General features: G+C 39.3%; 15 protein-coding genes and 1 pseudogene. 7 read left to right on the top strand and 9 right to left on the bottom strand.

Going from position 1 to position 15,526, the window contains the following annotated elements:
• Positions 1 to 5 precede the first annotated feature (5 nt).
• Positions 6 to 572, top strand: a complete 567-nt coding sequence (locus ACE1AQ_RS18880; protein WP_374809003.1) for a hypothetical protein — start codon at positions 6 to 8, stop codon at positions 570 to 572.
• A 134-nt stretch (positions 573 to 706) separates the two neighbouring features.
• Here the strand turns inward: ACE1AQ_RS18880 and ACE1AQ_RS18875 are convergent, their stop codons facing one another.
• Positions 707 to 1,648 carry a hypothetical protein gene (locus tag ACE1AQ_RS18875; protein ID WP_374809001.1) on the bottom strand — a complete coding sequence of 314 codons (942 nt, stop codon included), beginning with the start codon at positions 1,646 to 1,648 and terminating at the stop codon, positions 707 to 709.
• 452 nt (positions 1,649 to 2,100) lie between these two features.
• Here ACE1AQ_RS18875 and ACE1AQ_RS18870 point away from each other — a divergent pair, with 452 nt between their 5' ends.
• A complete protein-coding gene (locus tag ACE1AQ_RS18870) occupies positions 2,101 to 2,400 on the top strand; it encodes a nucleotidyltransferase family protein (protein ID WP_149985833.1) in 300 nt (99 codons plus the stop codon).
• The gene (locus ACE1AQ_RS18865) at positions 2,397 to 2,762 is read left to right on the top strand and encodes a DUF86 domain-containing protein (RefSeq protein ID WP_149985832.1); all 366 of its coding nucleotides are present in this window, start codon (positions 2,397 to 2,399) and stop codon (positions 2,760 to 2,762) included. The genes ACE1AQ_RS18870 and ACE1AQ_RS18865 overlap by 4 nt, the downstream gene beginning before the upstream one ends.
• Positions 2,763 to 2,767: 5 nt before the next feature.
• On the opposite strand, the gene ACE1AQ_RS18860 is transcribed toward ACE1AQ_RS18865, so the two are convergent.
• Positions 2,768 to 3,151, bottom strand: coding sequence for a hypothetical protein (locus ACE1AQ_RS18860; protein ID WP_002762579.1), 384 nt, complete (start codon positions 3,149 to 3,151; stop codon positions 2,768 to 2,770).
• A 324-nt stretch (positions 3,152 to 3,475) separates the two neighbouring features.
• Here ACE1AQ_RS18860 and ACE1AQ_RS18855 point away from each other — a divergent pair, with 324 nt between their 5' ends.
• Positions 3,476 to 3,907: a thioesterase family protein gene (locus tag ACE1AQ_RS18855; RefSeq protein WP_008205969.1), complete on the top strand. Its 432-nt coding sequence runs from the start codon at positions 3,476 to 3,478 to the stop codon at positions 3,905 to 3,907.
• Between the two features lie 194 nt (positions 3,908 to 4,101).
• On the opposite strand, the gene devC is transcribed toward ACE1AQ_RS18855, so the two are convergent.
• Complete coding sequence (gene devC / locus ACE1AQ_RS18850) at positions 4,102 to 5,265, bottom strand: ABC transporter permease DevC (RefSeq protein WP_008205967.1); 1,164 nt, start codon at positions 5,263 to 5,265, stop codon at positions 4,102 to 4,104.
• A 16-nt stretch (positions 5,266 to 5,281) separates the two neighbouring features.
• Positions 5,282 to 6,589, bottom strand: a complete 1,308-nt coding sequence (locus ACE1AQ_RS18845; RefSeq protein WP_008205965.1) for an ABC exporter membrane fusion protein — start codon at positions 6,587 to 6,589, stop codon at positions 5,282 to 5,284.
• Between the two features lie 247 nt (positions 6,590 to 6,836).
• Between ACE1AQ_RS18845 and ACE1AQ_RS18840 the strand changes: the two genes are divergently transcribed.
• The 3 genes and pseudogenes from ACE1AQ_RS18840 to ACE1AQ_RS18830 form a co-directional block, all read left to right on the top strand.
• Entirely contained in the window at positions 6,837 to 7,889 is a 1,053-nt protein-coding gene (locus ACE1AQ_RS18840) for a DUF1702 family protein (RefSeq protein WP_039900514.1), read from the top strand.
• 51 nt (positions 7,890 to 7,940) lie between these two features.
• On the top strand, positions 7,941 to 9,839 hold the full coding sequence (locus ACE1AQ_RS18835; protein ID WP_008205961.1) for a CRTAC1 family protein: 1,899 nt from the start codon (positions 7,941 to 7,943) through the stop codon (positions 9,837 to 9,839).
• Positions 9,840 to 9,979: 140 nt separating this feature from the next.
• Positions 9,980 to 10,093, top strand: a pseudogene (locus ACE1AQ_RS18830) (winged helix-turn-helix transcriptional regulator); the annotation flags it as partial.
• A gap of 22 nt (positions 10,094 to 10,115) precedes the next feature.
• On the opposite strand, the gene ACE1AQ_RS18825 reads toward ACE1AQ_RS18830, so the two are convergent.
• The 5 genes from ACE1AQ_RS18825 to ACE1AQ_RS18805 all read right to left on the bottom strand — a co-directional run bounded on the left by ACE1AQ_RS18825 (position 10,116) and on the right by ACE1AQ_RS18805 (position 15,312).
• Positions 10,116 to 10,610, bottom strand: coding sequence for a hypothetical protein (locus ACE1AQ_RS18825; protein ID WP_008205958.1), 495 nt, complete (start codon positions 10,608 to 10,610; stop codon positions 10,116 to 10,118).
• Between the two features lie 47 nt (positions 10,611 to 10,657).
• The gene (locus ACE1AQ_RS18820; protein ID WP_149978039.1) at positions 10,658 to 12,319 is read right to left on the bottom strand and encodes a metallophosphoesterase family protein; all 1,662 of its coding nucleotides are present in this window, start codon (positions 12,317 to 12,319) and stop codon (positions 10,658 to 10,660) included.
• A 76-nt stretch (positions 12,320 to 12,395) separates the two neighbouring features.
• Complete coding sequence (locus ACE1AQ_RS18815) at positions 12,396 to 14,138, bottom strand: ABC transporter ATP-binding protein (RefSeq protein ID WP_106909055.1); 1,743 nt, start codon at positions 14,136 to 14,138, stop codon at positions 12,396 to 12,398.
• Positions 14,139 to 14,461: 323 nt separating this feature from the next.
• A complete protein-coding gene (locus ACE1AQ_RS18810; RefSeq protein ID WP_106909056.1) occupies positions 14,462 to 14,989 on the bottom strand; it encodes a GNAT family N-acetyltransferase in 528 nt (175 codons plus the stop codon).
• An 11-nt stretch (positions 14,990 to 15,000) separates the two neighbouring features.
• Positions 15,001 to 15,312, bottom strand: a complete 312-nt coding sequence (locus ACE1AQ_RS18805; RefSeq protein WP_002790954.1) for a DUF1778 domain-containing protein — start codon at positions 15,310 to 15,312, stop codon at positions 15,001 to 15,003.
• Positions 15,313 to 15,526: the final 214 nt, after the last annotated feature.

Below are 15,526 nucleotides of genomic sequence, written 5' to 3'. Positions count from 1 at the left end.
AAATCATGACTACAGTTCGACAAATTCCCAACCAAAGAAACCCTATTCAACTGATTTCAAATATCATCCGTTCTTTCGTTTATACGATGAATGGACGCTGGCATAAATTGGGGATGCAAATCTTTATGATAGTGACTATTGCCCACATCTCAGAACATATTATTCAAGCTTATCAATTGTGGGGTTTAGGATGGCCGAGACCAGAATGTTTAGGGTTATTAGGACTCTGGAAACCTTGGTTAATGCGCTCGGAATGGCTACACTATGGACACGCTCTTTTTATGTTATTAGGGTTAGCTATTTTTCGTCCTTCTTTTCATGGAAAAGCTCGTCTTTGGTGGGATTTGGCTTTAGGATTACAATTCTATCATCATTTTGAACACGCTTTACTCTTAGGACAGGCAATTATTGGTCAAAACTTATGGGATTCTCGCGTTCCTATTAGTATTGGACAAATTTGGTTTCCTCGGTTAGAACTACATCTTTTCTATAACTTAATGGTTCTAATTCCCATGATGATTGCCATGTATTATCATCGTTTTCCACCTATGAATGAGGGGAGATTAGTTTAAATTTGAGTCCAAGTCAAAGAAAGTATTAAGAAAATGGGGGTAAATGAGTATTTACCCTATTCTTCTAGTTAATTGTGCTGAAAAGTTGTCTCTAGTCCTTAAAAAAGGCATGATTGCTCTCCTCCTCGTATTAATTAAGATAAAGAGTCATTAACTAAATGTTGAAATTCCTCCAATGAATTAATAGTAATACTGGGGACAAAAAGACCCTCTAAGACAGACACATCCTCAATTTGGTTAATCGTTTCAATCAGGGAATTAGGAATCTCCCCAAAACGACTTTGTAAAACCAAAATGATATGTTTTTGGTTAGTTAATTTAGCTCCTTCTTCGAGAGCCATTTCTTCTATGGTGCTTAAAAAAGGCATTTTGTTTTCCTCCTCGTATTGACTGAGTTTTGTTTTAAAGTTAAGTTGAAGTTGCGGGGGTAAGGTCATCATTTTATCAATGAATTTCCCTAGATTGATAATCTCAAACTTGGTTAATCCCCTTTGATATAAACCTCTGACTAAGTTCCACTTCCATTGTTCACGCTCCCTGAGATTATTAGTCGTAGCCTTAGTTTTTAGGTGTGCCATGACTATTATAGCCCAAATATTCTCACTTTGTTCTAAGTCTTCCCATTGATAATCCAATAATTTGACCATTAAAAAATCGACTCTCACTTGACTTCCCCCTAACCCATATTGATAAAAATCAGGTCGCCAAGACCTACTTTCATCCCCTAAAATAGCTAAACTAATAACAGGTTTATGGTACAAATCAAAGGCTCGATAATTATAAATAAACATTCGTTGAGGGAATTTTAGATCATATTGACTTTGGACTTCAATATGAATTAAAAGCCAGATTTCCTGATTATCTAATAACCAAACTTTCAATAATTTATCAGCATAGCGTTGCTCAGTTTCCGCAGCTGCCGTAATTTGTTCTAATTCTTTATCAAGGGAAATAGGGGTTTGATTCCAGTCAATTTCTTGATAAATATTGGGATAAAAGAAGCTTAAAAACTCTGCCAAATAAGTGCTAATCGCTTCTTTCCATGTTTTGTCGTAATTAGCTGTCACCTCAGCCATGCCTTTCCCACCTAATTGCTATATAATAAATAATATCCTAATCTTTTAAAAACAATGGACAATTCTAACCCTACTCCTATCCCCTGCGAAAATAGTGATACTTCTTCCTTAGGACTTTTTGCTATTGGTGGACTGGGATTAACCCAACTTTGCAGGAAACGCCAATAAACTTAACTTAGGGTGGGTTCTGCTCACCCTATTTCCTTAAGGGATGGCTATAATCGAAACATGACCAAACTTGGTAAACTGATCAAAAAATTTCTCTCGAAACTGCCAGAAGTTCATTAATTATATCAACAATTTTTGTATAATAAAGGTTATTTTAATAGGCGTTGGGTTTCATGCTTCAACCCAACCTACGTTCTGCCAGAAGTTCACTAATTATATCAACAATTCTTGTATAATAAAGGTTATTCTAATAGTGAGTGCTTAAAAATTACCTAATTCTTAAAATGACTAACCTAGAAAATATTAAAACTTGCTTAAAAAAGCAAAATTCCTATTTAAAGAAACAGTACCATATTCAAACACTAGGAATCTTTGGCTCTTATGTTAGGGGAGAAGCAACACCAGACAGCGACCTTGATATATTAGTGGAATTTGAATCAGGATATCACTTTGGTTTATTGACCTTTTGTCGCCTAGAAAACTATCTTAGTGATTTGTTAGGCGTTCAAGTTGATTTAGTCATGAAAGATAGTCTTAAACCGAAAATTGGCGAGCAAATTCTCTCAGAGGTTATTTATTTATGATTGAGCGATATAGTGAAGATTATTTAAGAGATATGGAAGAAGCAATTGGTTTAGCGATTGCATTCACAGAGGGAATGGATTTTGATGATTTTTGTCAAGATAAAAAGACGATTTTTGCCGTTACCAGAGCCATTCAAATTATCGGCGAAGCTGTTAAGAAAATTCCTGAGGATATTAGACAACAATATCCTCAAGTTCCTTGGCAAGATATCGCCAAAATGAGAGATAAAGTAACTCATCAATATTTTTCTGTTAAATTAGACGTGGTTTGGGATACTGTTAAGCAAGATTTACCTTTTCTTCATTCATTAGTGACTAGGATTTTGGCAAATAATACAGACTGGAATACAAAGTCAAAATAAAATAATTAATTGACTTTTTGAGCTACTTCTGCTAAACAATCAAAGTGACGACCATATTTAACAATAATCGTCATCGATCCTCGATAATCAATTAACCCTGTCATTACCGCTTTAACTGCACCAATTTCTTGATTAACAAATCGTTCCCAATTCTCTCTAGTCGCTGAAAAAATCGGTAAAGATTCATCCATTTCCTCAATCAGTTCTAAACTAACAATCTGACCCTGATCATCCCATTCTGAACAAACAGAAACTCCCTGATGATCACTAAACCAAAGAATTACTTTTCCCAATTTAGTGAACTTTTTACCTAAGTTTTCTTGTTCGTTCCATGTCGTTTGATAGGCAGACCACCATTCTTGAGAAAAACGAGTTAACGGTTGATTCATGAGGTATAATCAGAAAATAAAAAACTTGTGTTTAGTTTACCATTATCAGGATAACCTATGATCATCTTAAAATTCCTACTTTATGCCCCTCAGGGTAAGCGCATCTTAACAATCCTTGACAAAATGAACTTTATATGGTTTGCCTACCCAGAGCGCGGTTCAGACATATTTGAGTAGAATTTGCCATCGCAGTTGAGAGCATAACTATTCTGATTGACTGGTATGATTGCAAATGTGTAGAGGACAAGCAGCTGACAAAATTGGTCAATTGTCAATAGCGTTCTTTTAAAACCGTTGTTAATCTCGAAAAATCGCTAAATAATCATGATGAAAGCCTACGAATATCATCACATTGTCAGTTTTCAAGAAACTAACTTAGTCGGTAATGTTTATTATGCCAATTATGTGCAATGGCAAGGTCGTTGTCGAGAAATGTTTCTCAAAGATAATGCCCCAGATATTATCACAGAATTATGCCAAGGATTAGCCTTAGTAACGGTTCGAGTATCCTGTGAGTATCTGTCCGAATTATTTGCCTTTGATCATGTTATTATTCGGATGCGTTTAGGAGAGATTAAACAAAACCGAATTACCATGTTATTTGAATATTGGCGAGTGACTGATGAAGGTGAAGAATTAGTGGCAAAAGGGGAACAACAGACGGCCTGTATGCGACGAGAGGATGGTGAAACCAGACCCACTCCAATTCCCGCTCAACTGAAATTAGCTTTAGAGAAATATCACATCGCGAGCTAAAGGATAATTCTAGGAATGTGAGATAAAAATAACCGATAAAAAATGACTCTCCTAGACTGGTTATAGACAATTAGTGGTTTAAATGAGCTTAACCCGAAACTTCCGTAGCTTTCATTTATCCCAGTATGAGCCGACTCCTGTTGAGGCGGCTTGCCTAGATGACCACAGTACCCGTAAACCTTTTCAAACATCCTCTAAAAAATATCGGCAGGATCGGCATATTGGAGCTTATTAATAGCCGTGGCTCCAGCAATCAAGGACATGAGCAAGGTTAAGCCAAAGACGAATATTGCTCTAGTAGGGGTCATTTCAATGGGAAGTAAAGTAGATTTTTGGGTAAAATAATACTGAATCATCCCTAATAAAAAGCCAGGAATATAACCCAATACTGCAATAATCAGAGCTTGCTGCAAGACAAGCCACAGAAGATAACGATTGTGATATCCCATTGCTTTTAGAGTTGCATATTCTGCTAAGTGTTCTGTAACATTGGTATAAAGAATTTGATAAACAACCACAATCCCCACCACTAATCCTAAAAATACCCCCAAATTAAAAATAAAACCAATAGCTGTACTGGTTGCCCAATAATTTTTTTCAAAGTTAATAAACTCTTGCTTGCTTAATATTTTGACATCTTTCGGCAAATATTTCTTTAACTTTTTGAGTAAGGATTGCCGATCAATATCTGGTTGAAACTTAATTAAGCCAATATCAATGAACCGAGATGAACGATTCTGAAATATTCTTAAAAAGTTAGGGTAGCTCATTAATAAGTTACCATCTGAACCAAAAGATGTACCTAATTCAAAGAGACCAACCACTTCTATTTTTCGATTATTACCAGAATTTCCCACCTCGGTAATAATAGTTTTACCCTTCTGGAAATCTTCGGCAATATTTCCAAACTCACTACGAGAATTTTGGTCAAATAAGGTGGTATATTTTAGCTTTAATTTTTGCCAATTTTCTTTGATTCCCACTGCCTTAAATGCTTGATATCTTAAATCAATTCCAATTACAAAAATATTACGCCAATAGTTTTTTGTATCAGGATTTTTCCATTGAGCATAGCCTACATAGATTGGACTGACTAATTCCACTTCATTAAAGGATAAGGTTTGTAATAGTCTTCGCTCACTAAAACTTTCCATGGCAATTAAGGATGTAGAACGAGGACTAATCAGGAAAGCATCACCTTCTAAACTATTATGTAAATGAACAGCACTCTCAAATAAAGCATCTCGAATTCCCAACTGCATAAAAATAATTACAGTCGAAAAAATAATACCAGACAGTGCAACAATTAAACGAGTTTTTTTATGAGCTAATTGTAACCAAGCGGTGGGAATATTCATCTTATGAATGACTTATTTAGTTAGGGTGAATGATAACATTAACTTTTAAGTTAGTTAACCGATTAACTTTAGCACTAGAGAGATGATCTAAGCTAATTTTTACCTCTACGACTCTAGCATCTGTATCGACAACAGGATCGGTTCCTAAAACATCTTGTCGTCCCACTTTCCAACCTATTTCTTCCACGGTTCCCTTTAAATCTCCGAGCATTTTATCAGTTTTTATCGTTACAGATTGACCTAATTTAACTCGACTAATATCGGTTTCATACACTTCTGATGTCACATACATTTTTTGAATGTTTCCCAAATCTAAAATCCCTTCATTTTTCACTAATTCTCCAGGGAAAGTATGAATTTTTAAAATTCTTCCTGCATGGGGCGCACGCACATAGGATAATTCTAATTCTGCCTGAGCGCGTTCTACATTAGCCTTAGCTGTCATTACTTCATCTTGAGCAATTTGAAGATCAACAGGACGAATTTCCGTCACTGCACTTAGCATAGCTTGGTTTTCTTGAATTTGTTGTTCTAAAGTCTTAAGAGTTCGTTGTAGATTGGCTCTAGCTTCCTGAATTTTTTGTTCTAAAGTATTCGTAATGCGTTGCAAGTTAGCCTCAGCTTCTTGGAGTCTTTTTTCTGTAGTTGTCGCCTCTAAACAAAATCGCTCTTTTTCCCCTTGAGAAACTGCACCATTACGGTATAAAGATTGATAACGTTGACAATCTGTGAGAGAATTATTCAATTCTGCTTTAATTCTTTCAACGGTAGCTTTTTGTCCTAGTTTTTCCCCTTCAAGTTCCGATTCCAAACTAGAGATCGCTGCTTTTTGCCTCATTATTTGTCCCTCTAATTCCGCTTTGCTTTGACGCATACGGGAATCTTGAGCCATAATTTCGCCTTTTTTTGCCCCTTCTCTCACTTTTTCGAGTTTAGATGCTGCTAAACCCAGATTTGCTTGAGCTTGTTTCAGGGCTGCTCGCAAACGGGCATTATTATCTAAAATAGCAATAATTTCGCCTTTTTCAACTTTTTCTCCCTGTTTTACCAGTATTTTATCCACTCTACTTCCTTCCAAAAAGGCAGTGGCTGATATTTGAGTAATTCCACCTTGGGGTTCAAGATAACCAAGGGCAGCAACAGCTTCGGGAGTATCAGGAGAAACCGTCGGGGAAATCGATAACTGGGAAGCTTTCAAGGATGATTCTGGTCTAAAATAGACGATAATAACGGTTGTTCCCAAGCTAAATCCCATAAAAGCTCCTAAAAGACCCCAAAACCAATATTTTAAAGAATGGGAATTTTGAAGGCGAAAGTTAGCCATGGTTGTTGACAGGGATAAGGATTCATCGGCCTAAAATTGATTAATTCTTAAGATTACAGTGTTTCTGCTCAGGATGAAGTGTAACCTAATTTTATCGACTGGCTCGCCAAAACGACCACTTCGTACCTCATTATTAAGATAACTGCTATAATATCAAATCAATTTTGTTTAAGGTAACATGAGGTCATATCTTAGACCTCCCATCAAGGGTTGTCAACTTTGTCAACTTTGTCAACTTTTTTTAACAATGGCATCTAATTTCTCAGGCACACCCTTCGAGCATCCTGCTGTCAATTTTGATCACAAATTTTCTCCTAGGCAGGTAAATCGTTTTCCACAACGATTGTTGCTCCTTTCACCCCAAGCGGCAACCTTTAATCAGCGTGGATTCATCTGTGATCCGCAAAGCGGCGGCCTGGCTGTTCAGCCTCAAAAACAGATATATTTGGAAACGATCGGGCAAACTTTTATCTATGGCTATAATGCAGCAATTATGGCTCATTCTCTCACGGACTTGTTTCCTCTTCTTGAAGGTGTCACGCTCAATCTGAGAGGATTTGCTTATGAAGGGGCAGCGATGGCTTTATCTTTGCTAGATTGTTTAACCCTGAGGAAGCGCAATCGCTTTGAGCATTTTTTAGCAAACGAGGGGAAAAAGCATATTTACATGGCCTATGTAGGGAAAGGATGGCAATTAGCCCGTATTCCCTTTTCTTTGCGCTTTTATCTCCAAAAATTAGCAGATTCTGCCCAACATTTTCCAGATTCTCTATTAGGTTGGTTAGCCCTTGACGGCTATGGATTTCATCAGGGATACTTTGCCTGGCCTAAGTATATCCGAGAGAGAAAGTCTCCTCAAGAATTATCGGGTTATGCGCGTCTTGTCTTTGCTCAAGGGTTAGGGCGCAGTCTTTGGTTTGTGAAAGGGGCAAATATTCCCGAAATTGCCGATCAGATCCAAAAATTCGACCCGCTGCTTCAACCCCATTTATGGAGTGGGATCGGCTTGGCTTGCACTTACGCGGGGGGAGTTTCTCCCGAAGAAATTCAACATCTAAAACAGCTGGCTGAACCTTATAGGGCAGAATTAGCCCAGGGAGCAGCTTTTGCGGCAAAAGCACGTTTACTAGCCGAAAACTGTTCGGAAAATACCGAAATAGCCTGTCAAATTTTGTGTGGAATGGCTATTACTGAAACAGCCAAGATCACTGATGATACCCTCATTGGCTTAGATTACCACGACCAAATCCCTGCCTATGAACAATGGCGACAAGCCATCCAAAGTCATTTTCGCACTTAATCCCCTAAACTGTCTTAAGCTTAGATTGAATGTAGTTACTTCTTTGAAACCATGAATCGTTTGGAAAAATTCATCCGACGCCATAGCAAGTCTATCTTGGCATTGGGGCTAATTTTAGTCTTATTCTTTGTTTCCCGTCTCCCCGCCCTATCAATGGCCGAAAGAGATGCGATCGCTTCTCGCTTTGCCTTTACTCGTTTTCCCTTACCCGAATTAGAAAATCAACCCTATCAAGTAGAAAGACCGACAAATCCCAGTTTAAGCCGTCATTCGGCCTGGATTTCGGCAGTTGGGGCGGCAGTTGCCCTGGGGGATCTCGATGGAGATGGCTTGGATAATGATCTCTGTCATGTAGAAACCCAAAGCAATCAGGTGATTATCTCCCCTGTTCCGGGTACGGGCAATCGTTATCAGCCCTTCACCCTGAATGTCACCGATTTTGACTATAACGACCAAACCATGGCCCCGATGGGATGTATTCCCAGTGATCTCAATGAAGATGGACTCAGGGATTTATTGGTGTATTATTGGGGACGAACACCGATCGCTTTTATCAAGCAAGATCAAGGTTATCTCCAGCAGCAAATCAGCCAAAAAAGGGAAAAATGGTACACCAATGCGGCAACCTTCTCGGATTTAGATGGGGACGGACACCCAGACTTAATCATTGGCAATTACTTCCCAGATAATGCCGAGATTTTGGATATAAATTCTCAGAAAATCGAAAAAATGCAAGATTCGATGACCCGTGCTTATAATGGCGGTAAAAATCGAGTTTTCTTGTGGTCCGATGCCTCTACCACTGGAGTGACTTATCAGGAAGTCCAAGATGCTTTTGAGGAGAAAATTGCTCATGGTTGGACATTGGCCGTCGGAACAGCCGATTTAGACGGGGATTTATTGCCAGAGATTTATTTTGCCAATGATTTCGGACCCGATCGCCTCTTACATAATCGTTCTACCAGAGGACATCTCCAATTTGCCTTACTGGAAGGGCAAAAAGGGTTAACGACACCTAATTCTAAGGTACTCGGTCATGATGGCTTTAAGGGAATGGGGGTAGATTTCGGGGATATTAACCATGATGGACTCTTAGACATCTATGTGAGTAATATTGCTTCGGAATACGCCCTAGAGGAAAGTCATTTTCTCTTTACCAGTACGGGAGAAACGGAGAAAATGTCCCGAGGAATCGCCCCTTATGTCGATAAAAGCGAACCCTTGGGAGTCTCTCGTAGTGGCTGGAGTTGGGAAACAAAATTCGGCGATTTTGATAATGATGGGGAGTTAGAAGCGTTGCAAGCTACGGGATTTCGTAAGGGTGACATCAATCGTTGGCCGGAATTACATGAGTTAGCCATGAGTAATGATCAAGTCCTGAAAATCCCCAATAGTTGGTTTCATTTCCAAGATGGAGACGATTTAAGTGGTCATCAACATAATCCCTTTTTTGTGCGGGGTAAAGATGGACGTTACTATGATTTGGCATCGCAATTAAGCTTAGATGATCCCTCTGTCACCAGAGGAATTGCCACCGCCGATGTGGATGGAGATGGGGATTTAGACTTTGTAGTAGCAAATCAGTGGGAAACCTCTTATTTTTATCGTAATGATAGTCCAAATATCAGTCAATCTCTGGAATTAGAGCTTTTAACCCCTGCGCTCTCCCCTAATGCTTCTTCAGAAAAAGGGAAAATGGGTATCCCCGCAATTGGCGCAGCGGTTAAGGTGTCTCTACCTGATGGCAATCACCTGGTGGCGCAGGTAGATGGGGGCAATGGTCATTCTGGTGTGAGAAGTCCAGTATTACACTTTGGTTTAGGCAAAATTGACCCTAATACCGCTTTACCCGTTGACATTCAATGGCGTAACCACAAGGGAGAAATTAAGCAAACCCAGTTATTATTAACGTCGGGTAAACAGACAATTTTGCTAGAGGAATCGGTTTAAAATCATTCTGTAAAGGGCGTAAGGTTTGCGCCCTTATCGTTCACCGTCTAAAATTAATCTGTTGAGTATAGGCTACATATCAGGAGAGGCAAAAGCGGCAATAGATAATCAGTCTTTAATAACCGGATTTAGGATTAGATGGACTGATTCACCGAAAAGTTTATCCAGAAATGCCTGCTAAAGTTGCATATTCTTTAACCGCTTTCGGAGAAAGCCTGAAACCGATTATTCTGCAAATGCGCCGCACCAATTAGGAATTGAGAAAAATACCAGACTTTAAGGTTTTAAATTTCCTTCTCGAATAAACCAAGTAATTGTGGCACTGGTAAAAGCAGTGATAGCGACAATAGCTATTTGTTTCCAGTTTTTAAATTCCCCAACTTTCTCGATTAAATCGGGAATTTTTTGGGTTAATACTGCTTGGGATTGAATTGTTCCTTCAATTTTAGCCGTGATAATTTTCACTTCCGTGATTTCTTTGTGTAGATTAATAAATTGCTTGTTATTTTCTTCTCTCAGGGTTTCTATTTGTTGGCGATTATCTTCCTTTAGCGTATCAATTTGCTCGCAGGTTTCTTCTCGCAGGGAACTTATTTGCTCGCGGTTTTCTTCTCGCAGGGAAGTTATTTGCTCGCGAGTTTCTTCTCGCAGGGAAGTTATTTGCTCGCGGTTTTCCTCTCGCAGGGAAATCATCTGCTCGCGGTTTTCCTGTCGCATTGCCGAGAGTAAGTCTTTCAATTCTTGAATATCATTGCTAGTAACAGTAGTCATAGAATTAACCCCAAGAGAATCTATTTAACCGGCACTCTTTGATTTTATTATATTTCACCTACGCTAAAAAGGTCAAATTCATCAAATTTAATTACCTCGGAGTCAGGATAACGAGTATCAAAACGATAACTGCTCACGGTTCCTTTTTCTGTATCTAAAATGCTAAAAACCGTTACATCATTACTGGCAATATAGGGTAAAGGTTGATTAACCCAATCCACTAGAGGGGCAATATTCGGGATAATTGGTGGTAATCCATTGGGATTACCGATAGCCGCATAATTTCTATCGAGAGGTACAGGACGTTTTTTATCACCTAAATAAGCACCATAACTATTACCAACGTTAGAAGATTCGAGAAAATTCATCCCGTTAGGACTAAGAAAACGATTCCATAAATGAGAATGACCATAAAAAACCAAATTAACCTTGGCTGATTCTAATAAAGGAATTAGATCACGAATAATATAATCATTTTCTTGGGGATAATCATAACGTACTGATCTAACTTTTCCCGTGGCATCCTGTTCAATGGTCGGCACGGGATCGGTGTAGGGTGGCACGATATTTCCTCCTAGGGTATGGGGAGGATGATGAAACATAACTACCTTATATTTAGCCTCTTGAAATTCTCGACTATTTAACTCTTTTTCTAACCATTGATATTGAGGACTACCCTGAGCAATTGGCTCAAAAATATGCTGACCGTAACCCCAGAGTTCTGGTCTATCTAAATCTCTTTGATTTTCGTAATATCTTCCCCTTGTACTGGGTTCTAAATTGGGATTTCTCCAGATATTAGTAACATATAAAACCACTAAACGAATATCACCAAAGGTCAGAGAATAATATTTATTTTGAGGCAAAGAAAAAATTTCTTCGTAGGTTTCTGTGTTAAAAGCATTATTTTTTAACCATTTTTCATTAATTGCTGCTGTGTCCTCTGCTAGTTGTTTAGCAATAAACTGAGGAATAGCATCTTCAAACTGTTCATTTAAACCTCTGGAATTAGAAATTCTGCCCATAACTTCATGATTACCAATAGCAGGAAATAAGGGGGCATTTTGAATAATTTCTCCCCCTTTATAAAGAGTCTGAATACCATTCTTGGTAAGAGTATAATTAGCACGACCTTGTAAACAGGGAAAGAATGCCCCACCGCGACTATCATCAAACCATTCGGAAGCTCGATCGGGTATATTAACTAAATCTCCCGCTAAAAAAACTGCATCTACCTGTCCAATAGTTTCGCTAACTTTTTGTAAATTAGCGGCAGTCATGGGCATTAATTGATGATCGGAAGTGAGCAGAATTTTGAGATTAGTTCCTTTTTTGGGTCTTGGGGTAAGGGTATAAATATCACTTCTAATCGCTGTATTTTCCTGAAAACTGGTGACTTGATAGGGAATCCTTTCCCCTGGATTTAAATCAGTAATTTCGGCCTGATGTCGCCAGATTTCTCGCTCGCTTAAAGATTGATAAGCTTCAAGGGTTCTCGATTTGGCATCTTCTCTAACTCTAGTTAATTTGCTAGTACGAGCGAGGGACATTTTCTCTAGTTTTTCCCCGTAGCGCACCTGATGACCAGTGCCAAAAAATTCCGTAAACCAAATCACTTGTATTGATGTTTCGGTGGGTAATTGTAAAAAAGGTTCGGTTAAAAGTTGATCCTTGTTCATTGTCGCTAAAAGATAACTGCTGTACTGCATTTAAACAGTTCTAAGGAGTAATTGAGATAGTCCAGAACTTAACTGGTAATAATTAGCAGATTCCCTATTTTATCGGCTAATGTAAAACCTTAGACTCTAACTGCTGCTGTTGCCAGAGATTTTGATAGACTCCGGGGACTGCGATTAACTCCTCGTGGGTTCCCATCTGGACAATTTCTCCGCGATCCATGACAAAAATGCGATCGGCAGTGGCAGCGGCCGATAATTGATGGGAGATAAAAATCACGGTTTTTTGGCTTTCTTGGCTGAGATTTTCCAAAATAGCCGTGGCCGTTTGATTATCGACGCTAGATAGAGCATCATCGAGGATTAAAATTGGCGCTTGGATGGCTAAAGCACGCGCTAAAGAGACCCGTTGACGTTGACCCCCGGAAAGAGTAATCCCACGTTCTCCCACTAAAGTGCTGTATTTTTGCGGGAAATTCTCGATTTCCTCCTCAATTCTCGCTTGTTTGGCTGCCGATTTCACTGCCAGAAAATTCAGCAGCGGATCGCCGTAACGGATATTATCTTCGATGCTGGTACTAAATAAAAAACTTTCTTGGGGAACATAAGCGATCGCTTTTCGCAGCTCTTCCAGGGCAATTTGAGTGACATCTTGATGATCAATAAATAACTGTCCCTCGGCAATATCTAAAAGACGGGGAATAGCGTTAGCAAGGGTAGATTTTCCCGATCCGATCGCACCGACGACCGCTACCGTTTCCCCCGGATTAATGGTAAAAGAAAGAGATTTTAATGCGGGTTCCTTAGCATCAGGATAGAAAAAAGTCAAGGCTTTGGCGGTAATTTTTCCTTGAATATTTTTTAAGTGAATACAATCGGCATTGTCTTTAATTTTAGCCTCAGCTAACAGGATAGTTTCTAGGCGATCGATACTCACTTCTCCCTGTTGGTAGGCCGTAATAGTGAAACCTAATAAAGTAGTAGGAAAAACTAATCTTTCGGCCAAAATTAACAGAGCAATAAAGTCCCCAATCGTGATATTGCCCGCTATAATTTGTCTAGTACCGAGGGAAAGCAAGGCCAACAAACTCACATAGGCTAAAGCTTCGACCAGGGGAAAAAGAAAATTACGAGTCTGGGCTAAATCTAAATTAGCCTTTAATAATTCGCCATTTCTTTGTTTAAATGCTAGGCGCTCGTTAGCTTCTTGGGCATAGATTTTAATTAGAGTAATACCACTCATATCCTCTTGAATTAAATCGCTCAGATGCGAGAGTTTTTCCTGTACTTTTTGCTGTTGCTGCTGCAGACGACCACTAAATAACTGCACGGCAATTAACATCAAAGGATAGACAGAAATAGCGGCGACTGAAAGGGGAATATGAATCGCTAACATTACGGGCAAAGTTAACCCATAGGCAAAAAAAGTATTAGCCAAACTGAGCAAAGCAAAACCCAGCAGACGACGCACATTATCTACATCGCTAGTGGCACGGTTGATTAAATCTCCTGAAGTTTGCCGAGAAAAGTAGGCTGGTTCAAGGGTTAATAAATGCTGAAAGATTTTTTGTTTAAGATCGAACTCTACCTGACGACCGATCCCGAATAATAACACTCTGGAAATCATGCGGATAAACCACATAATCGAGGCTAAAGCGACAATTAAAATCACATAATAAATGATTTTTTGGAAGTCAAAGGATTTACTCAAATCATCGATGCTATCCCGGATTAAAAGCGGTATGTAAACACCCAAAAGATTAACAATAAGCAAAGCAACTACCCCCCCAGTTACCATTTGCCAATGGGGACGTAGATAATTTGCTAGTTTTTTAATGCGAGAATAAGCCATATTCAGTTACCAGTTATCAGTTAGAACAGGGAAGAGGCAAAAGAGGGAATAGATAATCACTGGGTTATCAGATGCGGCCACATTTCCCACCTAAGAATTTTGATTTTTTCTCCTTGTCCTGATTTAGCCGCAGTTTAAGATTAGAACCAGCCTTGGGCGGGTTACCTGGGGGCTGATCAATTTTAGCTTGCTGAGAAATGAGAGTCAAGACAAGCAGCTATTCTCAGTTTAGCGGCTTAAGAGATTAGAAAACGGGTTTCTTAAAGAAACCCGTTTTCTAAGAAACCCGCTTTCTTTAAGAAAGCGGGTTTCTGGTCAATATCTCAGGGTAAACTAAAAGTCTGAGCAAGGTTTTTCATGGTACGGAACAGCTTATAAGACTGGTCAGGAAAAGTTTGAAAGTCAAACCTTTGGTAAAATCTCACTGCTTGATCGTCAACCGCCTCTACCACTACCGCAAAACACCCCGTTGTTTGACTGACTCTCAGACTTCTATATAAAGCATCCATAATCAACAATTTCCCCCAACCAGATCCCCGACAATCAAGATCCACTGCTAATCTACCAATTAAAGTCACGCCAACTAGCGGATATTTAGGCGACTTTTTACCAAGACTTTGGGGTAGCGATTCGAGATTGATGCTACTCATGGATAAAGTATAGTAGCCCATGATTTTTTCGCGTTCTCGGTCAACGAGAACGTAGGGAATGGCAATATTTCGCTTCTTATCTTGGGTAGCGAGATCGTGCAAGTAGCGATCCAGTTGTTCGTTACCACAGCTAAAAGCTGCCCGATTGTGATGGCTTTCGAGAGTTTCTAGACAAAAATCAACAGATTCCGAATTTAACACAAATCTAGCAACTATTTATTCATCATTTGCTCGTACCATTGAGCGTCTGCTTGAGCTTGCTCGGAGGGAGCGGGGGGATTTAACAAGGCCTCGACAAAAGTGAATTGATCGCGTTCGGTTAATTCTACCAATTGGCTATCTTTGATCGTTTGCATAGCTGCCTCAGCCAAAACTGACACCATAAACTCAGTCAAGTTCTGTCCCCGTAAAAAGGCAGCCATCTCCATCAGTTGCTTTTGCTCTGCTGTTATGCAAGCCTCTAACCGCGCATTGTTGCCGATTTTAGTCCCTTGGGGTAAATCTTTATCTGGTTTCGTTCTCATGGCTTAGAAATTATCTAATTTAAGCACATTATATTCTCAGAAAACGGGTTTCTGAGTTGATAAGAAAGCGGGTGGCTCTTCTAGGTTCTGTGTGATAAGTTTAACTTACATAGGATCGATCTTTGTGTCCTCTGTGTCTGGAGTGGTTCCCTCCACTCCCTCGCCAGCAGGACTGTATCTCAGAATACATTTTACCCACCAAATCCAAAAGAGC

This window comes from Microcystis sp. BLCC-F209 (assembly GCF_041928595.1).
Taxonomy (GTDB): Bacteria; Cyanobacteriota; Cyanobacteriia; order Cyanobacteriales; family Microcystaceae; genus Microcystis.
The sequence above is the reverse complement of the archived record's forward strand: the minus strand, read 5'-3'. Positions and strand labels throughout refer to the sequence as shown.